Here is a 24,640-nt window from a genome sequence, read left to right as displayed (position 1 = left end):
CAATGAATCTTCTTTGAACAACGAGCGCTTATTGAAACCTGGAAAGTAAACATGAACGTTCCATTACGGGAGACTGGAAGTGGCTTATCCCTCTAGTATCCCCAGCATGAACGGAAATTTATCATTCAAAATATGACCATTCAAGGTGAAAACAGCAAGCAGGCATTCAAATCCCTTGTAGATCAAGAGATATGAATGCCTCTTTTGCGAATCAGCCTATTCTTGTTTCAAGCCTTCCTTCACGGCTTTCACTTCATACATATTGACGGTCGTGCTAATAATGTATTCCGGCGCCGGTTTGCCTTTATTCTGCCGATGCCCTTGAATGTGAACATCGCTTTTCTCCCAGTTTTTCCAGTCATCAACCGATCTCCAGCGGATCATAACAACGACCTCTTCGTGCTCCTGTTTTTTCCGGTTAACCATGACGGTTTTGTCGATAAGGCCCTCCATCGTATCTATCGGGCTATCTTTAGTAAACCGTTCAATGACGAGATCCACCTTATCTTTTTGCACAACGATCGTTCTTGTTTGAATTAACATGACATTTCCTCCTCTTTATGATTCTGTTTTAAAAAATGAAGGCCTTGCGAATGACAATACAACTCTTCATAATAACCCTGGACCGAGAGCAGTTCCGTATGCGTCCCTTCCTCGACGATCATACCGTGACGCATGACGATAATCCGGTCAGCCTGCGGCAAATCGCGGATATCGATGCCGTCGATCCGAATGCTGCCCTCCTGCACATCGTAGAACCGGCACAGCAGGCTGATGAGTGAGCTCTTGCCGGCGCCGGTCGCCCCCACAATGCCGATCATCTCCCCGGGACGGATATGCAGGCTCGAATCGCGAATGACCGGCGCACCGCTCTCTTAGCCAAAGGTAATATGATCGAAGTCGATGCGGCCTTGTACCGAGTCCCGCTCCAGCTTCTGCGGCTGCAGAGCATCCACGATTTCTGGTTTGAGATCGAGCACTCCCCAGATTCGATTGACTGCAACGGTAGCTGACTGCAGCGTATTCCACTGCTGCGTAATGGCGTTGATCGGCTGGAAAAATTGGCGGATATACGTGATGAACGCATACAGTACGCCGAATTCAAGTGCGTGGTTCAGAACCCCCTTGCCGCCGACCCATACTACGAAAGCGATCGTTAGATTGCTCAGCAGATCAAATGAGCGGTTGAACATCACATGCATGCGAATCTCGCGGATATTGGCCTTGTAATAAGCATCGTTTCGCTCCTTAAACTGCTCCGCCTGCTCTTTCTGCTGATGAAATGCCTGGATTAGGCTCATACCGAACAGATTCTCGGCGACGAACGATACGAGCCGGGCCAGGCGCGTGCGGGCCATCTGGTATGTATTGCGCATGAATGAACGGAAAGCTGCCGCGATCACCGCAATCAACGGGAGGAGTACCAGACAATAAGCCCCAAGCGTTGCGTCAAGCTGGAACATCATAACGAGTATGAAGAGCAGAGTTAAGCCATCGCGCAGCAGCGTAAGCAGCACCTGATGAAAAAATTGATTTAGTGTTTCGGTATCGCTGGACACGTGCGTAATCAGACTGCCGCTCGGTGTCTTGTCGAAATAAGACATGGACAGTTTCGTAATATGCTCGAACAACTGCTTGCGTATTTTGGCGACAATGCTCTGTCCGGCGTACTGCTGCAGATTGTTCTGCAAATAAGTGAACAGCAGCCCCGAAATTGACAACACGAAATAGATGAGGCAGATCGTGAGCAGTCCGCCGTAATCGTTCTTGCCCGCCAGCATTCCCTACACCGTTGCGCGAATAATAATGCTCGCTCAGCTCGGAGAAATGCAGGAATAGCCTGCGGCGGGTGACAAAGTCAAACCAGCGGCCGACGTACATGATCAGATACTGTCCGTAGCCGCCGATAAGCGCGTGCCCTACACCGACCGCGAGCAGCATTAGGCTGTAACGTCCAACATCGTGTGCCCCCTGCGTACCCGCCTGAAGCTGATCCGTAAAATTTCCCAGCACCTTGGGAAAATAAGCGTAAACGGTGCTTGCGATCGCATGCAGCGTAAACGATGCGAGATAAATGCGCCAGGATTGTTTAAAAAACGGCTTTAATACGCTGTTAGCACTCAATGGATATCACGTCCTGTACTTCCAGAGCCAGCTGCTCTTCATTAGTTTGTCCGGACACAGGCTCCACTCCTTATTCACCGTCCCGGCCATCGTCCGAGAACGGGTCATTTCCGGATGGAGGCGGCACAGTTCCATCCTTGTCTGAGCCCGGAAAGGCCGCCAGGTTTTCGGATAAGCTGACCCTCAGCTTGGACATGATTTCTTGAAACTCCTGCGCCTGCTTGGAGCCGGGATTTACCTTTGCCGCTTCCGACGCTCTCGCCATCAAATGAACAACCTCCGACCAATCCTTCATCAGACCGCGCAATAGATGCTTGCCATGCCCTCTGCCATCGGGGCGGTGCCGTCCAGGATGCTCCCAGGGATACTCCGGCCGCTCCGTTTCTTCCCCTCTTTGTTCTTGAAGATAAGTCCGTCCCTCATTCGTGATATGGTACAGCTTCTTGCCGTCCTTCTCGGTCGAGCCTATAAGCTGCATATCTTCAAGCCACTGCAAATTCGGATACACGGAGCCGGGGCTTGGCGAATACAAGCCGCCCGTTTTCTCTTCCATCGTCTTAATCAACTGGTATCCGTGCATCGGTTCCGACGCCAGCAGCTCAAGGAGAGCAAACTTGAACTTCCCCCGTTCAAAAAAACGTCTGCCTTCTCCCCGTCCCCCAAAGCCTCCTCGTCCTCCACCGTGGCGATGTCTTATAAATATATCCTGGTAAACCTCTTCCTTGGAATGTCCTCTACGCTGGGGCTGATTAGCCCGCCAAGCACCGTAATCGTGAATCCTCACCCTACGTTCACCTCTCAATACGATATATCGTTATATTATAGCGATATATCGTATTGGTCAATAGTTTTTCGGAAAATAATTACATGTTTTGGAAACAAAAAACCGGAGACTTTGGTGATCCAAAGCCTCCGGTTGGCCAATCTCGGCATATGCTGCGGTACAGTGAAGCTGTGTCAATTCGTTTCAGACGTAAGAGCACTGTCGTTCTGCGGGCGCAGTTCTTTATTTTTCAACAAGTGTTTTACTAAGAAAATGAACAGCAGCAGGGAGAATGCGACCGAAGCCGCGCTAACCGTAAACAATATCTGATAGCTGGTATGCTGGGAGACCCAGCCTAGCACGATTGCGCCCAGCCCGATGCCAAGATCGGTAGCGGTCAATAATGACGCATTGGCTACCCCTCTCCGTTCCGGATGGGCCAGACGGATCGTTGCCGCTTGAAGTGTGGGCTGCGCAGAGCCAAAACCGATACCGTACAGAACAGCGGAGGCAAGCATGCCGAATAGCCCGGTTGAGAAGCTGAGGACGATCAATGCCAGCATCGTAATGATAAGAGACGGGATAATGACAAATGCTTCGCCATATCGGTCCGATAGTTTTCCCGCGATGGGACGAAATAAAAACAGCGTTACCGCATACACCAGAAAGAATGTGCCGGAGTTAACGTTGACTGAGCTGGCAAGCAGCGGAACAAAGGTCGTGATGCCCCCATAAGCAATCGTCAGGAAAAAGACGGCAGCCGTGACAGGCAAAACGGATTTCTCGAAAAGCTCGATCCTTGCAGTTCTCTTATGCGGCTGATACGGGATTTTGGCGCCAAATGTAAGGAGCAGCGCTACGACGGAGAGAACCGCGGCGGATAGAAACAGAGCGCTGTATGAGAGATGTTGCATAAACCAGATGCCGAAGATTGGACCGACCGCCATTGCCAGGGTCGTAGCCGTTCCAAACCATCCCATGCCTTCCCCGCGGCGGGTAGCGGGAATCATATCCGTAGCGGCCGTAAAAAGAGCCGTTGTAGATACGGCCCAGCTCATCCCGTGCACGATGCGAATCCATATTAAGACGGCGATGCCGCCGATCCAGTCGTACATATACATCGCCAAGGCGAAAAGAATTAGCCCCCAAACGATAAAGGGACGCCTGCCGAACCGATCCAGCAACACGCCGACGATCGGACGGAAAATGACCGCAGACAACATAAACGCCCCTGTTACCATGCCGACCTGCGCTTCGTCGCCGCCCAGCTCTTTGATGAACAGCGGCAGCGCTGGAAGCAGCAAATAAAATCCAGTGAACAGCAGCAGCGTTCCTGCCGTCATGAAAATAAACGACTTCGTCCAAAGACGCTCCACGCTTCATCCCTCCCTAGTAAGAAGCTATTCTGCCGGTATTCTCAGCATTCTCTCTTTTTCAAATACGGTCTGCTCATATCTTGTTATTTTTATATCGAGACGATCCAGCGTCTTCTTCATCTCGTCCATTCTGGTTTGAAGCTGATTCCGCTTGAATTGCGATTGATCGTGGAATTAACCCGATGCATTCCTCAAAAAATCTTAAAATCCACGAACCTACTAGTTCATTGGAACAAACTTTAATCGTATTTCGGAATAAATTAATTGTAATAAATGAGAGGGGTGATATTATGCTACAAGTCACCCAGTATATTCAACCTTTACCAGGTTGGAGCATGCCCCATCTAGTGCTTTGCAGCGACGGAAACCATTATGTGATTAAATTGTTATCCAATCCTCAGGGAATCAAGGTTCTAGTCAACGAATTAATCTGCAGTCAATTAGCCAAAAGGATGAACCTCCCTATTCCTGACGGCAAGGTCATTTTCATACCTGAAGGAGTAACTGGCTGTCCTTCCTCACAAGCAGGTCCGCATTTCGGCAGCCTGTTCATCCCCCATGGCATCCTCCATCCGAGCGACCTTGACCTTGCTAGATGCACAAATATCCGTCAGGCCGCTGATATGATTTTATTTGATTACTGGCTTGATAATAATGATCGGCATATTTGGACGCAGGATAAGCAAAATTTAATCATTGCAGGAGGGCCTGAGCCAAAGTTATGGATGATCGATCAAGCCAATGTGTTTAACGGACCCCATTGGAACTCTGAAACTCTGCTTAATAAAATGAACAATTACAAGGCTTTTTGGGGAACGCTTTATCAACGCTTCGTCCCTTTTATTGATGGTACCCACCCTTTTCGCGAATCGCTATCCAAGCTGCATTCCTTGACAAGGAACGACTTGTTTCATGCGGCCAGCAATATTCCAGTGGAGTGGGGCGTATCCGGACAGGATGTAATCACCTTGGTAAATTATATGGAACATCGGCGAAATGCTATGAATTCCTTGATTCAGTCCATAATCTATAATTTCCCTGTCTGGTATAAACATTACAAATATCATGGAGGTCAATATGAATAACTTCGATAGGATTACTGTTTTTCCTGGTACTAATACACCAGGTGTCCCGTATCAAATCGGTCATCATAACCCGACTGAGCTTCCTTATATTGGTGCAGGTGCTCAAGGAGCAGTATTTCAAATATCTGCCCAGCGATGCGTTAAAATTTTTGTGAATGAATCAGATGCGGAGACCGAAGCCAGGGCTCTTCTTGCGGCTGCTTCCGCTTCTTTTATTCCGCTGGTCTATGAGGTCGGCAGGAATTACATCGTGATGGAATATTTCAGCGGGCCTGGGTTAAAAGCATTTCTCTCCAGCAGAGTAGACTTTCCAGACTTTATCGCCGAACAGTTAGTATTGGTAATCAAGGAGATGAAACGGGTAGGGTTCACTCGTGTCGATACCGCATTGCGGCACGTCTATGTAACTCCTGAAAATATACTAAAGGTCATCGATCATGTGAATTCATATCGAACAGTACAGCCGTATCCTCAACGTATGCTGAAAAGCCTATTCAACATCGGCCGCCTGCAGCCTTTTCTCGCTTATGTTAGTCACCATCATCCAGAGCTTTTTTTCGAATGGGGTCAAGCGCAAATCATCCCATAGTATAGTTATTAGTTATAAAAATAGAGATTTTAGTTCATTCGAATGAACTAAAATCTCTTTATATTTTCAATACCTACTTCCTCGCAGTTATTAGAAGGGTAACATTCCATAATCTCTTTAGTTTCATCCAAAAGCAGGCGAACATTTTTATTGTCATTTTCATTTTGATTCATATTTATCTTCAGATACGAAACTCTATTAGGTAATATTTGAATAAGCTGTTCAATTTCATACTTCTCACCTTTCCCATTCCGCGTTCTAGCTACAACAACGGACATTTTTTTTAAAAAATCCATCGTATATTCCTCGCTGAGACTAATATTTATTTCATAAGGGAGACCGGATTGTTTTAGTTTCTGAGACATCTCTGCATAGATTTCGTTTCGCTGCTCCGTTTTCGGCAATGAGATCATCACCTGAATATTCGATATAGTGATTGGAATTTGTGGTGCAAAAAATAAAAGAATAAATACAAAAAAATATTTACTAAAATGAAATATCTATGTCTTACCTTCCTGAGCCACAATAATAAACATACATAACCTCCTACGAATAATACAAATAAAAATAAAGATCTCACTACAACATCCATATTCTTAACAGATACTAACGTAGTTCTACTTGAAAGAAAAATAGAGGCCAACCATATCCAACTGTAAGTTCCTAAAACACAACTTCCAATAATAAGAAGTATGTCGAAGAATACTTTTCTTAATTTCAAGAATATTATTTTATTCTTTTTATATTCTTTCATATTTTATCACCTGTCTCAAATTCAAACACCCTTTTTTTTCCTCAAAATACATTTTTGAACTTAAATTATATATCGGCATCATATCATGAAAATGAATACAAGCATTTTAATAGTACGACAAAAAAACAAAGCCCTCCGCAAATTTACGAAGGTTCTTTGTTCTTCAGAAAATATCATCCTAAATTAAATACCTAGTTTCCACCCTACTCTATTAATTCCTCGCCTCAGGCAGCGGCAAGAACAGAAACGTAAACGGCAAATTGCTGCCTGCGGCCGGGGTTATCCATAATTCTACTTTTTCTTCTTGGTCACCCGTTCGATAGAGGACGCTGGTGCTGTCCTTGGTAGATCCAATATGCTTAATATGAATGACATCGTTATTCACTCTCGCCGCACCAGAATAAAGGCCGCCGCGCGGGTTGAAGGTGATCAGCGTGTTAGGCGCGACACGATGAAGAACGATATAATAGAGCACTCCGTAATTGCCGGAGTTCGTGGCTTCGGTGAGCTTGATTCCGTCGATGCCTTTTTGAAAAGGATCGGTGGTATTATCGGTTAGCGGCAGCCGCTCCGGCTTCGTACCTACCAGCCCGTTATACTCAAATACGCGGGCCGAATCCTGGAAAGTACCCCGAATGATCGATTCCTTCGGATCAAGGTAAGGCAGTGCAGAAATCATCTCCAAGGGATCGTGGTTTGCCTTGACGATCAGCACGGTATATTGAATAGGGCCATCGCTCACAAGATCGGCATTCAGGGTAACGACATCGCCGTTTGGTACGGCGGCTGCGCTGAGCTCGGTAAATATCAATTTCTTCTCTCCCGGCACCAATGTCATGCTCTTGCTGGCACTGCCGCTAATCATCGATTCGAAATATCTTGCTGCAGCCGACCTTCCCGCCACTTCGGGATGAATGCTAGGGCCGGCGAAGCCCAGACCGCCTATTTCGATATTGGCGGGAGCTTCGCCTTTGTTCTCGGCAACGACATAGAATTTTGCCTTTTCACCCAGGTCGTTCTTGTGATGGATCATAAATAGTGTAGTCCCTTCGATCGTGTCTTGATACAGGATGCCCTCATAATTTACAGTCTCGGGGCCGCTAGCCCGAAATAAGGTATACGGCTCTGTCCGATAGGTATAGGGTAAGGCATCAAAGGACAGCACGGAGCTTCCCGCAATTTCAAAATTACTGCCCACAGGCGTGAACAAACGATCAAACTCTTCTTTCGTATAGAGCAGCTCTGAAGTAATCTCAATCTGCTGCTTGTAAGTAGAGGACAAGCCATGCTTGTCGGTCACTTGTAGAGTCACCTCTACGATGCCAGGCTCGAAAAAGGCAGGCTCATGATTGTCCCATTTGCGCTCCACGATAGCATCCTCATCATCTGTGCTCTGATCGTCATAGCGAATGAATTCCCCTATGCGATATTTATGTTTATCCGTTGCAAATAAGGCAACCGGAGGTTCATTGCGCTCTGGCTCAGGTTCCGGATCAGTTGCAGTACCGGCGGGGAGCTCCAGGATTGCTTGGCTTCCCTCCAGTGTAATCTTGAGGCCGTAAGCTGCGGATAAGGATCGCAGCGGAAGCATGAGAACCCCTTCGTCCATATATGGAGTGCCATTCATTGGATATGATGCCCCATTTAGAATATACGTATTTCGATTTGCTTTGAATCTTGCTTCGGATGCTTCGCCGCCGCTGACCAGCGCTTCATTCGTATTTGCGTCATACTCAACTTTGTAGCCCAAGCGATCCGTTATCGAACGCAAACTGACATAAGTTATGCCTTGCTTCACTGTTGCTTCGCGAATGGCGGTGTATTCTAAGCCGTTTTGCTCCATTTTGCGGCTATTTAGATATAAGACCAGTCGATTCGTGACTCCATTCAGCTGCACTTGCTTGTCCTGCACCTCGTACGCGGACTCCGCGTACACAGGCATAACGAATGCCGCTTGCGAGACGGCAAGGCTTACAGCTAGAATTGCTTTCTTGATCTTCATCATGATCCTAAAAACTCCTTTTCAATGTTCAATCATTCGCCCGCTGACCTTCGGTTCCCTCCTCCTTCTCAGACTGCCCGTTCTGCTTCATCAAAGCATGGATTTTACACTCATGCAGGGCAAGGGTCTGGATCAATTCCACATTGCGCTGGGCAAGTGAGGATACGGCCATCGTAAGGTGAAGCAGAATAAATAAAATCCCTACCACACTAAGCAAATAAAGCAGCGATGGGGCATACTCAATGCGGATCCGTCTGGCCACATCGTCCAAGATGGATGGAAATAAGGTCAGAACCATCATCATGACGCTGAGTGTCAGCCAGAGCAGTGCGTACTGCTCCTTCAGCTTTTGATTGCGGATGAGATAAAGAATCGTCGCGGCGAAGCTGAGGCTGATGATGAAGCTGAACAAATAGATATCAGGTTTCATGACTCATCTCCCACATTTTCTTTTTCCTTGTCTTCATCATGAGAATGGCTAAGATCACCTTGCACATATAATAAATGGATTGGAGAGGCGAGATGCTGGACACGCCGCCTTGCCGCTCTTTCATCACCACAGGAATTTCTTGGAAGGACAGCTGGCAGTTATCGAGCATCACGAGAGCCTCGACCTCTGGATAATCTGTAGGATACTGCTGTGCAAACAAAGCAATTGCCCTGCGGTTGCATAAACGGTAGCCCGAGGTAGGGTCGGTAATTCGTTTTCCGGTCAATCGTGTAACCAGACCCCCAAGCAGATCAATGCCGAGCTTTCTAGCGAACGTGGACTGGAAGCCCTCTTTTTCGATAAAACGGGAGCCTACAACCATATCTGCACCTGTCTTGCGCATGCAGCAGAGCAGTTTGGCAAGATCAGCAGGATCATGCTGGCCATCGCCGTCAATCTGGACGGCATAATCGTAACCGTACTCTGCAGCATACCGATAACCGGTCTGTACGGCGCCGCCGATGCCCAGGTTGCTGCAGAGGTGGAGAACCGCTGCTCCCGCATTCTCTGCGAGCAGTCTCGTATCATCCGTTGAGCCGTCATTGACCACCAGAATGTCTGCATAGGGTGCATATTTCTGCAGTGAAGCGATCACTTGTTCAATACCTTCCTCCTCGTTGTAGGCAGGTACGATGGCGAGAATCTTGTCATGATTGAGGTGATGATGGCGATGGTGAAACATCGTTTACACTCCTTTCAGCAGTTAAGACCGTTTGCTTGGCAGGCAGCCATTTGCGAATCATGGCGACGCCAACGATGCTGTCTATGATGATTATGAACGGCATGACCGTATAGTTGTACCGGTATTCCGGCACGAAAACGAGCCTGACCAGCGACATCGTCACAAGGATAATCGCAAGAATTGCCGCAGGCTGTCTCCACTTTCTCGCAAATACGAAAAGCGAGGCGAGAGCGGAGAAGACAAGCCCGCGATGCAGCCAGTTCAGCCAGCTCCATGGCACAAACGGAATCACTGGATATAGCGGCTCATGACCGCTGCCAAAGTACATTTTGGAGTACGTATGTTTTAGCTTGCCGTACGTATACCATTTGGCGAATTCCCAGGTATGCTCCGTAAAGCCGATCTTCAAGCGCTCCTTGGCAATTTCCATTTGCGTCTTCCCTCGGCGGTCGACCAATCCGTCATCATAGTTTTTGTCCGGGTAGGTTCCTGCTTGAAAAGGATTCACCTGGGTGGACGCCACCACGACTTCATTCAGCGTAATCATATTCCGTACTACCCACGGAGACAGCACCGCGGCCGTCCCGATCACGGTAAACAAAAACAGCTTTAAGGTCGTACGTGTTTCCTTTTGCCAAAAATAATGAAAAACATAGATCAGAAACAGGAGTATCAAAAATTCAGGCCGGGTCAGCACAAGGAGTCCCATGGCGGCCCCGCCTAGTAAAGCAAGGGCGGGCGTCTTCCTTTCGAATACAAGGAGCTGCAGATAGACGTAGGCCGCGAAGAACAATGTCGCCAAGGTCTCGGTGAGAATACTCGCATTGCTCCAGACAAACGGCGGATATACGGCTCCAATCAATAAGGCCACGATGCCGGCAGTCCGTCCCCCAAGCCTTTTGGCAATAACATAGATCAGCCATAACGTCAGGAGACTCATCACCACCTGGGTGTACCGGATTGCCGGAAAAGGATCCTGGCGCTCATAATCGGCCAGCTTATAGACCGCAGCCATGAATAAAGGGTATCCCGGCGTAACCTGGGCGTTGGGCTCCGTATCTTTATAGGCATAAACCCCTGTCTCCAGAAGCTGCCTCACCATTTCGTCGTAATAAATGGAATCATGGGATACCTTGTGGTGGACAGAGGTGAGAAAATCTATTCTCAGAAAGGCAGCCAAGGCGAAAATAAGTATCACGAGTACAATGGCGAGCCTCGGTTTAGGCGGATGACAACGAATTGCTCTATTCAGCATGGTCTTACTCCTTTCATGTCAGGCGGTCTTGATGTGTGGATTACACATCTATAACCGTATAATAGACTTCTTAATAAATGGCTTCGGATTGCTTAACAAATCCTTAATTAAAACAGTGCAACTGCTTATGTTTCAGGGGGAAGAGACAACAAAAAACCTTTCACAATCGTGAAAGGCTGAAGACGACGCATTTATTGGGTTGTAGGGAGGATCGTTTCAAAGCAGGTTTGCCGTTCGCTGCTGCTCGCGGATATGGTGCCGCCATGAACCTCGATGATGCTTTTGGTAATGGCAAGCCCGAGTCCCGTGCCTCCCCCTGTCTGCTTGGATCTGGATTTATCGGCCCGATAAAATCGGTCAAATATAAACGGCAAATCGCGTTCAGGAATCGGATCGCCATAATTCACGACCTGAATGATGGCCTTGTCTTCTCGTTCCTGAATGTATATATCGATACGTTTGCCGGCACTGCCATATCGAATCGCGTTGGAGATTAAGTTCTCATAAGCTCGAACGAGATGATCTCCATCGGCTTTAATGATGACAGGATGTTCAGGTGCATGGACACGGCAGGATACGCCTGCGCTCTCCAGGTTAGGCACAAATTCCTCGGCAAGCTGCCGGAAAAAATCATTCATGTCGATCTGCTTCAGATCCAGCGGCATATCGTTATTAATCCGCGTATATTCAAATAGATCGTCGATGAGTTTTTTTAATGTCACGGACTTTTCATAGGCAATGCCAATATAATAGCGAAGCTCGACCTCATCGAAATAGCGGTCTTTTTCGATCAGCTCCAGAAATCCCAGAATTGAAGTGAGCGGTGTTCTCAGGTCGTGTGACACCCCGGTGATCAGGTCATTTTTTGTCTTCTCCGCTTTCCGCTCCTCCTGTATGGAATGATGCAATTGCGCGCTCATTTCATTTATGCTCTTTGCAATCTCACCCAAATCATGATCAGGCTTGACCGGAATATCGTACTGAAAATGTCCCTTGGCAATCTCCTGAAGCCCATGGTTGATTTCCCGCAAATAGTCGTTCAGCTCTTCGGCGACGCGATTTGCCCGGGAAGCAATCAGACCAAGCTCGTGGGGAGATTGCACCGGTACGGGTGCATGGAACTTGCCATTCTCCATGAGCTGCAGGGTATCTGCAATTTCGCTGGCGTATCGAACCAGGGGTCTGCTTAACATGTAATAGAAAAATAAATATAGAGCAGCTCCAGACACGACCATGACAGGCATGGAGCCAATATGGTTAATCACCCATACGAGCGCCGCATTGATCTTATTGAATTGCAAAATGTAATTCGCAAGCAAATTGCCTAGAAGCAAAACTAGGGCGGTTAGCAGACTGCTTACGATATGGATCAGCAAGAATCTCCATCGGATGGATTTGAACAGCTTCATGCGGGTCATGTTACAACTCCTTTGACGGCTTCATTTTATAACCGATGCCCCACACGGTCTTTATAAATTGTGGATTTTGCTTATCCTTTTCGATTTTTTCACGAATTTTCCGAATATGAACCATAATCGTGTTTTTAGAATCCATGAACGGCTCGTTCCATACCTCCTGATAAATCTTGTCCATGCTGAGCACGATCCCCTGATTCAGAGCGAGCATTTCCAGAATGGCAAATTCGCGGGGCGTCAGCTTCACTTCCTGATCGTCCACGGTTACGGTATGGGTCGCGGTATTGATCACCAGCTCATCAATGACGATTTCGTGTTCACTTTTTTTCGAATCCTGGCGGTTCAAATGCTTATATCTGCGGAGCTGAGATTTGACGCGGGCAATCAGCACCAACGGATTGAACGGCTTGGTCACGTAATCGTCCGCTCCGATGCTGAGCCCTGTAATCTTATCCATATCCTGGCTTTTTGCGGACAGCATAATGATCGGCGTGTTCCTTTGCTCTCTGATCTTCATGCAGGCCTCTATGCCATCCATCTCAGGCATCATAATATCTAGAATGATAAGATCTATATCGTGAATTTGCAGAATACGAAGAGCCTCCAAGCCGTTGGAAGCTTTGAAAAGGGTATATCCCTCATTCTTCAGATAGATCTCCATCAATTCAATAATTTCCTTCTCATCATCAACGAGTAGAATCGACTCTCTGGACATGATCGGCACCCCTGCTTTGTTCTGTGTCATTGTTACAACTAACCATGTTGTAAATATACCATACCCCTAGAGATCCCTGCCCGGTATCTCCAGCGGGTGACCTTATTATAATCGTCAGATCTTAACAAGGTTGAACGCAAATGCTTAAGTTTTTCTTAATTTCAGCACAAATCGCTACAGCAGATGAAGCTTTTATCTCTTTTTAGTTTTCCAATAGAGAACAAATATTAGAGTAAGCATCTTTATTAATTAAATACCTGAATAAAAAAATCCCGCCATATAGTACAGCCCCAACAATACAGACATGCAGCAAATGATCAATCTTTCTCATATCGCTATACCTCATTCATAGAAAGATACGTATATCCAGCACATACTTAGCTTTCTTATCATAAATTCCAGATACCTGGAAAGCAATCTTCTCGCTTCCACTGTTTCCATAGGCACATGCGAAGTCTTCTATGAATCCACTGGGATTCTACAAGATTAGGCCCTTGGATAACGGTAGGCGATGGCCAGCCCCCGTTCATGACTCTCACCCTAGAGATGACACCCATGCTAGGCGTAAAATAATAAAAAGACAGCCAAAGACTGTCTTTTAATCGTTTCTTTGAGGGCATAAACAATGCCTATTTGCTCGTTAGAATAAATTTTGCGCTCCCCCTACTACACACCAAGCGCCCCAGCTACAGCGTCGATCTTTTCCTGAGAAGCATGGAAGCAGCGTTTGCACACTTTCAAGACCTGCTCGGAGCCGCTTTTTCTCGTGTACAGCAATTTGATGCGCGTGCTTCTGCATACCGGGCAGGTGCCGCGGCCTCTGGAAGGAAGCGTCCACAACGCTTTCCCGCGTTTCGACTTGGACATCGGATACCACCTTTTATATCCATATTAGAGCGTGACTCAAAAAATCTTCTTCTTACCCCGGTCATCCTTCAAAATTTCCACCGCTTCGCGGAAGCGCAGCGAATGGATAATCTCCCGCTCCCGCAGAAATTTGAGGCTGTCCTGTAAATCGCAGTCATCGGTCATATCGATAAGCCATTGGTATGTAGCCCGCGCCTTCTCCTCTGCCGCGATGTCCTCGTACAGATCGGCGATTGGATCGCCCTTGGCTTGAATATAGGCGGCCGTAAACGGCACGCCGGAAGCATTCTCATAGAACAGTGCGCTGTCGTGCGCAACGTAATGCGGAGCCAGTCCGGCAGCGTCAAGCTCTTCTACCGTCGCATCCTTCGTCAGCTTGTATACCATGGTGGCAATCATTTCCAAGTGGGCAAATTCTTCTGTACCAATATCGTTGAGCAAACCGATAACTTTGTCCGGAATCGTGTATCTCTGGTTCAAATATCGCAGCGCAGCCGCCAATTCCCCATCGGCTCCGCCGTATTGTTCGAGCAGCAGCTTAGCCATCCGCAGATCACATTTTCCTACTCGTACGGGATACTGAAGCTTTTTCTCATAGACCCACATATTTTGCATTTCCCTCCTTAATCAGCAATTTCAGCAGACTTCCGCGGGGCAGGCATTACACCTGCCAAGGCCACGGTACCTTCGACCATTCCCATGGAAATTTCGAATAAGAATGGCCAAAGTTCATCAGGGGACCATAGAGCTGCTGAAAATGGTTGGCAAGCTGAGTGCGTTCCTGGACAAGCTGATTGTATTGCTGAATCGAAGCTAAATCGTCGGGGTGTGTATCGAGGAAGAGGTTTAATTCGACAAGCACGAAATCGAGCGCCTGCAGCTTTTCGAGCATCTCATAAAATTGCGGGTCCAAATTGCCTTTGTGTGACATTATTTCACCTTCCTTTTCCCCACTTGGATTCATAGGGACTGTAGAGTGCAGGCCACAACGTTCCGTGCCTTAAGGCGTCTTTCGGACTGAACTGGGGAAGATTCAGCGGTTGAAAGTGCATAAACAGCTGTGGCGGCGTACTGTACGTCTTGCACAATATCGGCGGACAGGGGTCAAAAGGGCCGACAAAGGGGGCCCAGGCTACCTCTTGGGGATGACTTAACGAATGATTCAATGATCGTTCCTCCTTCTGTCATTCATTGTTCGGCTTTCCAGGGAGACAAGACACCGCTCCCGATCCTCACCATTAACATATGACGTTCGCCCAGAATATGAACCACCAATCGCAGCAATACAGCAAAAAAACAAAAAAAACTCCTGCCAAAGCGATGAAGTGCACCCCTTAGAATGGACATTGGAAAAACCCCCTTGGTTTAACCGATGAATTCTAGGGGGTGCATTTTTAATGGCGATTAAAGGTCAAAAGTTTAAATCTTATTCAGAGGAACTCAAGATGGAGGCCATACCGACGGCGACCACAGCGCAAATTAAATAAACTGACGCCGATAGAGTATCGGCGCCAGTTTACAGCCTAGGTGTTTTTTTCAATGTCCACAAAATTGGGGCTTGACCACGATTCCCTCGCCTTGATAGGAGTTTTTTATTTTTAAACACCGGGCTCGTATTCTTTGGATTTCTCATTCGATTCTGCATCCGTAGCATCGGCAGCTGATTCCTGCGTCCCGTCCTGATCTTCGAGCTGCTTGATATTCACCCGCATGATGCGAAGCGGTTCGGCTTCGGCCACCTCAAAGAGCAAATTCTCGATCCGAATAACTTTCCCCACAGTAGGTGCTCCATCCAACTCTTTAAATAGCCATCCCCCGATGGAATCCACTTTATCGTGTTCGATCGTGACCCCTGTCAAATCATTGACGTCTTCGATGAGCATCCGGCCGTCAACTGAAAAGGTGCCGTCGCTGAGCTTCTCAACTTCAGGTCGATCTATGTCGAACTCATCGTAAAGATCGCCGACGATTTCCTCCATAATTCGCTCCGCTGTGAGCAATCCAGCCGTGCCCCCATATTCATCTACCACGACGGTAAGTTGGGAATGCTTCTTCTGCATAAGACGCAGGACATGGCTGACTTCCATGGATTCAGGCACATTCAGGATCGGCCGCACGATGGCAGCAATATTCTTAGAGCTGCCTCCGTCGGGCAGGAACAGATCGGCCAGATGTACAAATCCGATGATCTGATCCTTGTCCTCTACGGCAACCGGATATCGGGAATGCTTCGTTTCCTCCACGATCCTCATATTTTCTTCCCAAGTGAGATTCGTGTACAAGCAGTCCATATCGGTTCTCGGCAGCATGACCTCCCGCGCCAGCAAGTCTGAGAAATCAAACAGATTGTCCATCAGCTTCATCTCGTCTTGGTCGATGACACCGCTCTTCGCGCTCTGATCCATCAGAATGCGGATTTCCTCCTCCGAATGGGCAGCCTCGCCCTCGCCTGCCGGCTCGATGCCGATCAGCCTGAGCAAACCATTCGCCGCCGAATTCAACAGCCAGATGACTGGCAGGAATACTCGATAAAAGAATAGGAGCGGAGCAGAAAGCCATAACGAAGTCGACTCCGATTTCTGGATCGCAAGCGATTTCGGAGCGAGCTCCCCGATAACGATATGCAAAAAAGTGATGATCGCAAAACCTACTGCAACCGAAACGGTAGCAATCAGCGTCGAATCCGTTACGCCAATTTTATGCATCAACGGCTCGATCAGCAATTCGGATATGGCCGGCTCACCGACCCAGCCCAGTCCAAGTGAGGCCAACGTAATTCCCAATTGTGTGGCTGATAGATAGGCATCCAGTTTTTTATTTACTTTGAGCGCATAGGTTGCACGCTTGTTGCCTTCGCTGACGAGTTGGGTCAGCCTGGACTGACGCACCTTAACGAGCGAAAACTCCGCTGCAACGAAAAATCCATTCAAAAGCACTAAAATAATGACTAGAAACAAATTGAATATCAGCTTGCCAATCTCAAACTCCGTATGTCCATCGGGCATAGGTACAGCGCCTCTTTTCTAAAATGTGATTGCTTTGCGGGATTTGAAGTCGGTGTCCTTATAATACATGTCTGCAACGAGCAGGTTTGGACCGCAGCAGCTGGCCGCCTCGCAATAACAATTTACTTTCTGATTGAGCGGATGTTCGTTCAGCCATTTGGCAAAAATAACATCCAGTCGTTCCTCATGCACGCTGCCGAAAGAAGGTATGTCTGCAAAATCCGTTACGAACACTTCCCCCGTAAACATATTCACGTTCACCCGGTTTCTGCCGTCCGGATCATTCCGTACCGTGACCATCGGTTCCTCGCGCAGCCGCTTCAGCAACGCGGCATCGGCCTCACTGTTATTGCAGGCATAAAATGGGAGGGTCCCAAACAGCATCCATATCTCTTTATTACGCTCATCGAGCAAGGAATGAATCGCCTGGCGCATTTCATCGAGCGATAACACCGGCAGCCCTTTGGCGAAATTGGATGCATACATCGGATGAACCTCATGCCGGCGGCAGCCCATGTCCGTAATCAGCTTATGAATTGCCGGCAGCTTGTCGTGAGTGCGGTAATTGATCATCGATTCGGCCGAAATGTACATCCCCGCCTCGCTCAATTTCCGCGAATTCTCCATCATCGTGTGATACAGCTTGTAGGCGACTTCTTTCTTCACAGGATGCCCGCTATTGGCAAAGCCTATCTCATAGAAATCCTGTTCATTCGTATAGTTGAACGAGATATGCATCACATCCAGATAGGGAATCAGTTTCACATACCGCTCATAATCCAGGGTCAGGTTGGAATTGATCTGCGAACGGATCCCGCGCTCCTTCGCATATTTCAAAATCGGCAGAATCTTCTCGTCCACCATCTGCTTGCGGAAGGTCGGCTCACCTCCGGTAATGCTGATCGTCCGCAAATGCTCCACTTCATCCAGGCGCCGCAGCATCAGATCCAGCGGTATTTGCTCTGGCTCCTTCAGCACCAGGCTGTCCCCGACAGCACAGTGCTCGCAGCGCATATTGCACAAGTTCGTAACCGTCATTTCCACGCTGGTCAGCACATGGCGTCCGAACTCCCGCAGGGAAACGATCGGATCCCAGGGATCATCCTTTGGATTCACCGGTGCTGTCATCGCAGAGTTATGCTTAAGTATTTTCATTATTGGCCCACCTTATTTCTTTTATTAACCTAAAAAAGAAAAGAGTGCTCTAATCCGGCACATCTTCCCTCAAAAGACCTTATTACGCCTAAAGATTCCACCTCAATATGTTAACCAATTTGATTCATTCCGTCTACTTCCGTAATCACCACGGATAATTGCTGCGACAAATCCACATCGTAAGGCACCTTTAGATCCTCCCCGTCCGGGTCGGTCAATACGCGAACGACGGGGCGCTGCGGGAAGATGCCATGAATTTTGGCGACGATGCCTTTTTCTCCCGTGCTGAGCCTGACCGCCATGCCTAGCGGATAGATAGCGACCCGGTCGCGAAATACCTCCAGCTTGGATTTCTCGTACAAATGGCCGCAGCCTGTATATAACACCTCAAGCGCCTGATGAGGCAGCATCGCAGAGCGATACACCCGGTGTGTTGTCATAGCATCGTATGAGTCCGTAATGGCGATCCAGCGGGCAAACTCACTGATTTCCTCTCCCTTGAGTCCCCGGGGGTAGCCGCTTCCGTTCAAACGCTCATGATGCTGGTAAGCGCAGTGCGCGGAAACTAAGGGAATGCCCGGCTCATCCTTAAGCATTTTAAACCCGAACTCGGCATGCTGCTTGACCTGCTCGTACTCCGCATCCGTCAGCTTGCCTGCCTTGGTCAGCAGCTGTAGCGGAAGCTTCGTTTTTCCAATATCATGCAGCAGGGCGCCAAGGCCAAGGAGCGTCAGATCGCTCTTGGAGTATCCATGGATTTGACCTAACAGAATCGTATAAATACACACATTAAGAGAATGCCGATATAAATATTGATCCATGCTGTTGATGTTCATCATCATGATCATGGCATCCTCCCTCGCACCGAGCTCATCCATAATTTCCTCAACGAGGCCGGAGAACGTCTTGCCCAGATAAGGATAGACCAGGCCTTTAACCGCTGGACCAGTCATTTTCCGGAAGTTCGTTCGAATCTCCTTCAATGCCCTGCGCCGTGTCTCTTCCTCGATCATGTCGACGGGAACGACGTCCTCTGTTCGCGGATCGGCCACATACACGAAATTCAGGCCATGACGGCGCAGACGTCGGATGACGGCCTCGGTAAGCTCTGCATTTTCGGATAAAAGAATGATGCCGTCCTCGTTATATATTTTCTTCCCCAATTTCATCCCGGGCTGGAGTGAGTTGATTGGTATTAATCGCATGATAAATCCACTTCCGTCTCTATGGTTAGGTTAGTAATGTATGTCATTGCGAAAAGCGGCTTTATAATGTGATATGACTGGCTTGTCGCCCGAATCTATTGCATGATGAAAGTCCAAAATAAAGCAGCAAGAAGGAAACGATAATATGCGAAATGCCTGAGCTGAATTTTCTGAATGGATTTTAAGAAGACCATGACCACGATATAAGCCACAATAAACGAAACGATAAAACCGACAGCAAATAATCCTATAGTATCTATAGTAAAATATCGGTAGGAATCCAGCATTTCATAACCCGAAACGGCAAACATGATCGGTATCGCGATCAGGAAAGAGAAGTCAGCGGAAGCCTTATAGCTTGCCCCGCTAAACATGCCGCCCGCGATGGTCGAGCCGGAGCGGGAGAAGCCCGGCCACAACACGGAAATGCATTGATACAGCCCGATCAACAACGCCTGCTTATGGGTGAGCTGGTCGATATCTTTGGCAGTTACCCGGGCCTTGTTCTTCGAGTACCACTCGGCAGCGATCATGAATATCCCGCCTACGAGCAGTGCCCAAAGGACGGTTTGGGGACTGAACAGACTTTTGATGAAATCCCTGAAGAAGAAACCGACGGCAAGAGCCGGTACAATGCCCAAAATGACATGCAGGAGATCAAGACGTCTTGCAGGTATTTGGTTCCGAAATACAGGCACAGGTTTCTTGCTCAACCCTAGCAAACGAATAATCCGTTCCCTGTATACCCATGAAATAGCCAAAATTGCCCCCAGCTGAATCACAATCATGAAAGTTTTCATCTCGGGAGTAGAGTCGTCATAACCCAACAGCTTGGCTGTCAATATCATGTGGCCTGTCGAAGATACCGGGATAAATTCGGTCAAACCCTCTACAATCCCCAAAATAACCGCGACAATAAAATTCATGGCCTCCTCCTCTTCATCAAGCGGCCTGGCCGCTTTTCAATTCAGCCCACGGTTCGGCTTTTCCAGCGGCGATAGAAGCAGCTCTCAACGGCGCCTGCCGTCTGAAGCTCCATCCGCAGCAGATCCCTTAAGAACTCCGGCAGCAGAAATTCCTGCTCGCTGCCCTGCTTCAGGCATTCATAGCCGATGCCAAACGTAAACATGTCAAGCGTGCCCACCGAATAAATGCCTTCTGGAACAATCGGAACGCCCTGTACGCTCGCTTCGATGACTTTATGAAATGGCTCGCCTTCCGGGTCATAGATGATTTCCATGCCATCAACACAGATGCCGCCGAGCTGCTTGCCGCGAAAGCCAAACCCGAAGATCGCCTTGTCCGTAAAATCAGCTAGCAGCGATTCCTCCAGGCTGTACAATATATGCTTGCCCAGCAAATTCATGCGGCAAGGATTGATGGGCGAGGGACAGCGCTCATGAAGCATGCCTTCGCTAATTTCTCCAGCAGGCAGTCCGGTGAGCAGTTGGCCGCTATTGACGATCGACAAGTCGCTTCCCGTAAATCGCCTTACCGCTTGCGCCAGCAAATTGCCAAACGGAGATTCGGCATCGTAACGAATTGGCAATTCCTCTTCGATTACCGCTACCGTTCGAGCCATTCGCTCTACAGCCCGGTGCTTATGTATTTCCAGCGCTTTAGCTACCATTGGATCTTCCGATCCGCTCTCGGTTGGCAGGCAGATGCCAGAGATGACCTTCGCTGCCCCGGTAAGTTCGTCCCGTCCAATTGTAATTTGCCCGAGATGCCGCCCGAATTTCCCAGCCGCCGCAATCGCCGTCTGCCTGATCCACAGCGGCTCCTCCAGCAGATGATGGGTATGGCCGCCAAGAATCAGGTCGATCCCGGGAACCTGCTCTGCAAGCTGGCGATCAAAGGACAGGCCTAGATGCGACATCACTACGACGAGATCAACTTCGCTGCGCAATTCATTGACCGATTTCGCTATCGAATCTAGCGGATCGAGCACAGTCAAGCCCAGCAGCTTGTAAAACTCGGCATAGGCTGCCGTTGCGCCGACCAAACCGATTTTGAAGCCTCCCCGCTCAAGCACAGTTTGCTTCTTCATCCATACAGGCGGTTTGCCTGTCCCGGCATCCAGCATGTTCGCACATACAACCTCGCACGCCAATCCTGCATAAGCCTGCCCCAGTTGATCCGGTGTAAAGGTCAGTCCCTCGTTATTGCCTATCGTGACGGCGTCATACCTCATCAGGTTCAGAACATCCACGTTGGCTTGTCCCATCGTGCCTTCTGTCTCGGGAGCAGCCCGGTCCATATGATCGCCGATATCCAGCAGCAGCAGGGCCCCATTTTCCTGCTCGCGAAAGCCGTTCACTATTGAGGCAATCCGCTTCATGGCACCGAAATGGCTGTGCAAATCGTTGGTATACAGTATCGTTAAAATATCCTGGTTCGTATCCGGCAGCATGATTGTCCCCCCTCGGTCTCTGCCTGTTCAGCCGTTCTGGTAAAACGATTAGATGTAAAATATTATATACCTCAAATTTAATCATTGTCTCCCTAAATATGATATATTATAAGGGTTTATTAAGTATTACGAGGTGAGATAGAAATGATGCTGACAATTTTTCTATTCGCGGGGCTCGCTGATCGTATCGGCGCTTCGCAAATCGAAATCACATATCCTCAGAACGCTATAACCGCTGACCGTTTAAAACAGGAAATCGCCAATCAATATCCGGAGGCCGCGTCTTTGGTAAGCCTGTCTTTTCTGGCCGTCAATCAAGAATATGCGCCAGGCGAGCTCCTCATTACCGAGCAGGACGAAATTGCTCTCATCCCTCCCGTGTCCGGAGGCCTAGAGGATCAGGAGCAGGACTTCCTCGGCCCCGAAGACCAGATGTACGAAATTAGTTCGCAGCCCCTCTCGGTTAGCGCAGTGACCCAAAAAGTTAACACGGCTAACCATGGCGCATCGCTAGTCTTTGTCGGAACGACGCGGGAAATGACCGGCGACCAGCGGACGATCCATCTGGAATACGAAGCCTATATTCCTATGGCCCTGTCCAAAATGAAGCAGATCGGCGAAGAAATCGCTGCAAAGTGGCCGGGCACCCTTTGCGCCATCAGCCATCGGATCGGGAAAGTCGATATCGCCGAAAACAGCGTCATCATCGCCGTTTCCACACCTCACCGCGATGATAGCTATGCTGCAAGCCGTTATGCCATCGAAAGACTGAAGCAAATCGTTCCTATTTGGAAGAAGGAAGTCTGGGAGGACGGCACAGAATGGAAGGGCCATGGACAGGGTCCATGGAATCCAGCAGCGCCAGGACAAATATCGCAGCTATAGCATCCAAAGACCTATAATTTCATTGCCAATCCAATTATTCCCTGCTATCATTAAGAAAAACTGCGGATTAAGAGGTGTCATCGTTCTTGAAATTACATGTGATCGAAATCAGCCCCGGCGACCGTCTTAAGCATGATATTTTCAATCAATTCGGCGTATTAATTCTGCATAAAGGAACAGAACTGACCAATGATGCGATCGTGAAGCTAATGCAGCACGGAATCGACTACATCGACATTGAACCTCGCACCATAGACATCGAACGTACTACAAACAACGCCCACCAGGATCCCGTCATGAAAGTTGCACCGCTATTCAACGAAGCTGTTGATGGTTACGAAGACATTTTTCTGGAAGCGCTATCCAGCGGTACCTTCGATGAATCCAAAGTCGATAAACTGCTTCAGCCCCTGGTAGATGAACTGGTCGGCCAGAAGGATGTCGTTTCCCTCTTACTGATGCTGAATAACGGTGATAATTATACATATAATCATTCCATGCAAGTCGGAATGCTATCTTATTATATCGCAACTTGGCTTGGTTATCCTAAAGAACAGGCTTATCAAGTCGGCAAGGCCGGCTATTTGATCGATATCGGCAAATGCATGATTTCCCAAGACATTCTCGGCAAGCCCGGCAAGCTGACGCCAGAGGAATTTGATGAGGTCAAGCGTCATACATTGTATGGCTCGGAAATCATTCTGAATTCTACGGGAGACAAAATCTCTGCAATGGTTGCCCTGCAGCATCATGAACGGGAAGATGGAAGCGGATACCCTAAGGGGCTGCGCAAGGATGAGATTCATCCTTATGCCAAAATAGCGGCAGTAGCGGATGTCTATACGGCCATGACCTCCAACCGCGTCTACCAATCCAAGCAGGAGCTGCTCACTGTTTTGCGGGAATTGAATTCCCTTAGCTTTGGCAAATTGAGTCCTGAGCCGACCCAAGCCCTAATCAGTCACCTGCTGCCGAACTTTATCGGCAAGAAAGTGCTGCTGAATTCAGGGGAAGTTGGTTCAATCGTGATGACGAACCAGACAGATTTCTTCCGCCCGCTCGTTCAGACAGATGACAGGTTCGTAGACTTGTCCAAAGAACGGGAGCTGTCGATTACTGAGGTTTATATTTAACAGAACATTTTCCCGACATACATATCCGACCCTTCCGCATGAGTGCGGAAGGTTTTTTCGTAATTTCGTTTACAAAGCTAGTACCCGATTGGCATTGGCAACATCGTTCGCCAGCAGCTTCGGCAAATCATAGGCTGGATAATATCCTTTTTCTAGCATGAAATTAAATGTCTTCGCATCCAGTTGGATTGCGGCATTCAATTGCTTCGTAAAGGCCTCTCTCAGCTGAGGTGTAGCTGTCTCCGTAATCGAAGCCGCGTAAGTACGCACCGCTGTCTTGGCGAACCCGAGCAGCTGCCCCGCATAAAATGGCGTTAAATCCATGCCCGGATTTTTACCATGTCTCGTTCCCTGCGGCCATTGCGGCGCTTTCGGGTAAAATTGCAGCAGCTCCTTCAAATTGTGCTCAAGGCACTTGATCGCTTCTAAAGTATAGGGCTCTAAGCTGAGGGTTCGCAACGTCGTCCACCACCATCTTGAAATTCTCGAGCTGGTTAGTTTGAGACGCTGTTAATTCATGCAGCTCCCTAGTCTCATGCCGCGCTAAATGCGGTGTTGATACATTTGGTTATTTTTAGACAATTCGAAATCCCTTCTAGGCGGTATGCTATAGCCTATTCAGCAGCCGCCCAAAGAGTGACGCCAACACAGGAGCAATCCTTGGACAAAAAAACACCGCGGGCTTATCACCCGCGATGTTTGTAAAGGTTATTCCATGTGAGATCAA

23 protein-coding genes and 3 pseudogenes are annotated in these 24,640 nt (G+C 48.3%); 4 read left to right on the top strand and 22 right to left on the bottom strand.

Going from position 1 to position 24,640, the window contains the following annotated elements:
* Window positions 1-216: 216 nt before the first annotated feature.
* From QNH46_RS08540 to QNH46_RS08520, 5 genes and pseudogenes are all read right to left on the bottom strand, one after another.
* Window positions 217-543: an antibiotic biosynthesis monooxygenase gene (locus QNH46_RS08540; RefSeq protein ID WP_283927718.1), complete on the bottom strand. Its 327-nt coding sequence runs from the start codon at window positions 541-543 to the stop codon at window positions 217-219.
* Window positions 537-1,781 (bottom strand): annotated as a pseudogene (locus tag QNH46_RS08535) (ABC transporter ATP-binding protein); the annotation flags it as partial. The pseudogene QNH46_RS08535 and the gene QNH46_RS08540, both read right to left, overlap by 7 nt.
* 238 nt (window positions 1,782-2,019) lie before the next feature.
* Window positions 2,020-2,124: pseudogene (locus QNH46_RS08530) on the bottom strand (hypothetical protein); the annotation flags it as partial.
* 70 nt (window positions 2,125-2,194) lie between these two features.
* Entirely contained in the window at window positions 2,195-2,908 is a 714-nt protein-coding gene (locus QNH46_RS08525) for a PadR family transcriptional regulator (RefSeq protein WP_283927717.1), read from the bottom strand.
* A gap of 173 nt (window positions 2,909-3,081) precedes the next feature.
* A complete protein-coding gene (locus tag QNH46_RS08520) occupies window positions 3,082-4,263 on the bottom strand; it encodes an MFS transporter (RefSeq protein WP_283927716.1) in 1,182 nt (393 codons plus the stop codon).
* A gap of 290 nt (window positions 4,264-4,553) precedes the next feature.
* Here QNH46_RS08520 and QNH46_RS08515 point away from each other — a divergent pair, with 290 nt between their 5' ends.
* Together QNH46_RS08515 and QNH46_RS08510 are read left to right on the top strand one after the other, a co-directional pair.
* Window positions 4,554-5,348 carry a HipA family kinase gene (locus QNH46_RS08515; protein WP_283927715.1) on the top strand — a complete coding sequence of 265 codons (795 nt, stop codon included), beginning with the start codon at window positions 4,554-4,556 and terminating at the stop codon, window positions 5,346-5,348.
* Entirely contained in the window at window positions 5,341-5,937 is a 597-nt protein-coding gene (locus QNH46_RS08510; protein WP_283927713.1) for a serine/threonine protein kinase, read from the top strand. Before QNH46_RS08515 ends, QNH46_RS08510 begins: the two co-directional genes overlap by 8 nt.
* A gap of 47 nt (window positions 5,938-5,984) precedes the next feature.
* Here the strand turns inward: QNH46_RS08510 and QNH46_RS08505 are convergent, their stop codons facing one another.
* The 16 genes from QNH46_RS08505 to QNH46_RS08430 all read right to left on the bottom strand — a co-directional run bounded on the left by QNH46_RS08505 (window position 5,985) and on the right by QNH46_RS08430 (window position 21,892).
* On the bottom strand, window positions 5,985-6,341 hold the full coding sequence (locus QNH46_RS08505; protein ID WP_283927712.1) for a hypothetical protein: 357 nt from the start codon (window positions 6,339-6,341) through the stop codon (window positions 5,985-5,987).
* A 561-nt stretch (window positions 6,342-6,902) separates the two neighbouring features.
* Window positions 6,903-8,696 (bottom strand): stalk domain-containing protein, encoded by a 1,794-nt coding sequence (locus tag QNH46_RS08500; protein WP_283927711.1) that lies wholly within the window; start codon window positions 8,694-8,696, stop codon window positions 6,903-6,905.
* 25 nt (window positions 8,697-8,721) lie between these two features.
* On the bottom strand, window positions 8,722-9,123 hold the full coding sequence (locus tag QNH46_RS08495) for a DUF2304 domain-containing protein (RefSeq protein ID WP_283927710.1): 402 nt from the start codon (window positions 9,121-9,123) through the stop codon (window positions 8,722-8,724).
* The gene (locus QNH46_RS08490) at window positions 9,113-9,865 is read right to left on the bottom strand and encodes a glycosyltransferase family 2 protein (protein ID WP_283927709.1); all 753 of its coding nucleotides are present in this window, start codon (window positions 9,863-9,865) and stop codon (window positions 9,113-9,115) included. The genes QNH46_RS08495 and QNH46_RS08490 overlap by 11 nt, the downstream gene beginning before the upstream one ends.
* Window positions 9,831-11,120, bottom strand: coding sequence for an ArnT family glycosyltransferase (locus QNH46_RS08485; RefSeq protein ID WP_283927708.1), 1,290 nt, complete (start codon window positions 11,118-11,120; stop codon window positions 9,831-9,833). The genes QNH46_RS08490 and QNH46_RS08485 overlap by 35 nt, the downstream gene beginning before the upstream one ends.
* 191 nt (window positions 11,121-11,311) lie before the next feature.
* Complete coding sequence (locus QNH46_RS08480; protein ID WP_283927707.1) at window positions 11,312-12,538, bottom strand: sensor histidine kinase; 1,227 nt, start codon at window positions 12,536-12,538, stop codon at window positions 11,312-11,314.
* 1 nt (window position 12,539) lies between these two features.
* Window positions 12,540-13,250 (bottom strand): response regulator transcription factor, encoded by a 711-nt coding sequence (locus QNH46_RS08475; RefSeq protein WP_283928388.1) that lies wholly within the window; start codon window positions 13,248-13,250, stop codon window positions 12,540-12,542.
* Between the two features lie 666 nt (window positions 13,251-13,916).
* Entirely contained in the window at window positions 13,917-14,117 is a 201-nt protein-coding gene (locus tag QNH46_RS08470; RefSeq protein WP_283927706.1) for a hypothetical protein, read from the bottom strand.
* Between the two features lie 36 nt (window positions 14,118-14,153).
* Window positions 14,154-14,723 (bottom strand): manganese catalase family protein, encoded by a 570-nt coding sequence (locus QNH46_RS08465; RefSeq protein ID WP_283928387.1) that lies wholly within the window; start codon window positions 14,721-14,723, stop codon window positions 14,154-14,156.
* A 55-nt stretch (window positions 14,724-14,778) separates the two neighbouring features.
* On the bottom strand, window positions 14,779-15,048 hold the full coding sequence (locus QNH46_RS08460; protein WP_155609277.1) for a spore coat protein CotJB: 270 nt from the start codon (window positions 15,046-15,048) through the stop codon (window positions 14,779-14,781).
* Window positions 15,049-15,052: 4 nt separating this feature from the next.
* On the bottom strand, window positions 15,053-15,283 hold the full coding sequence (locus tag QNH46_RS08455; protein ID WP_283927705.1) for a spore coat associated protein CotJA: 231 nt from the start codon (window positions 15,281-15,283) through the stop codon (window positions 15,053-15,055).
* Window positions 15,284-15,715: 432 nt separating this feature from the next.
* Window positions 15,716-17,122 (bottom strand): hemolysin family protein, encoded by a 1,407-nt coding sequence (locus QNH46_RS08450; RefSeq protein WP_283927704.1) that lies wholly within the window; start codon window positions 17,120-17,122, stop codon window positions 15,716-15,718.
* Between the two features lie 18 nt (window positions 17,123-17,140).
* Window positions 17,141-18,277 carry a radical SAM/CxCxxxxC motif protein YfkAB gene (gene yfkAB, locus QNH46_RS08445; protein ID WP_283927703.1) on the bottom strand — a complete coding sequence of 379 codons (1,137 nt, stop codon included), beginning with the start codon at window positions 18,275-18,277 and terminating at the stop codon, window positions 17,141-17,143.
* Window positions 18,278-18,387: 110 nt separating this feature from the next.
* Window positions 18,388-19,482, bottom strand: a complete 1,095-nt coding sequence (locus QNH46_RS08440; RefSeq protein ID WP_283927702.1) for an HD-GYP domain-containing protein — start codon at window positions 19,480-19,482, stop codon at window positions 18,388-18,390.
* Window positions 19,483-19,577: 95 nt separating this feature from the next.
* Complete coding sequence (locus QNH46_RS08435) at window positions 19,578-20,408, bottom strand: undecaprenyl-diphosphate phosphatase (RefSeq protein WP_283927701.1); 831 nt, start codon at window positions 20,406-20,408, stop codon at window positions 19,578-19,580.
* Between the two features lie 41 nt (window positions 20,409-20,449).
* The gene (locus tag QNH46_RS08430) at window positions 20,450-21,892 is read right to left on the bottom strand and encodes a bifunctional metallophosphatase/5'-nucleotidase (protein WP_430691927.1); all 1,443 of its coding nucleotides are present in this window, start codon (window positions 21,890-21,892) and stop codon (window positions 20,450-20,452) included.
* 147 nt (window positions 21,893-22,039) lie between these two features.
* On the opposite strand from QNH46_RS08430, the gene QNH46_RS08425 reads away from it, so the two are divergent.
* A complete protein-coding gene (locus tag QNH46_RS08425; protein WP_283927699.1) occupies window positions 22,040-22,780 on the top strand; it encodes a molybdenum cofactor biosynthesis protein MoaE in 741 nt (246 codons plus the stop codon).
* Window positions 22,781-22,866: 86 nt separating this feature from the next.
* Window positions 22,867-23,913 carry an HD-GYP domain-containing protein gene (locus QNH46_RS08420; RefSeq protein ID WP_283927698.1) on the top strand — a complete coding sequence of 349 codons (1,047 nt, stop codon included), beginning with the start codon at window positions 22,867-22,869 and terminating at the stop codon, window positions 23,911-23,913.
* Window positions 23,914-23,982: 69 nt separating this feature from the next.
* Here QNH46_RS08420 and QNH46_RS08415 read toward each other — a convergent pair.
* Window positions 23,983-24,436, bottom strand: a pseudogene (locus tag QNH46_RS08415) (spore coat protein).
* Window positions 24,437-24,640 lie beyond the last annotated feature (204 nt).

The sequence above is a fragment of the Paenibacillus woosongensis genome, from assembly GCF_030122845.1.
GTDB classification, from domain to species: Bacteria; Bacillota; Bacilli; order Paenibacillales; family Paenibacillaceae; genus Fontibacillus; species Fontibacillus woosongensis_A.
This window is presented reverse-complemented; position numbering and strand designations above follow the sequence as displayed.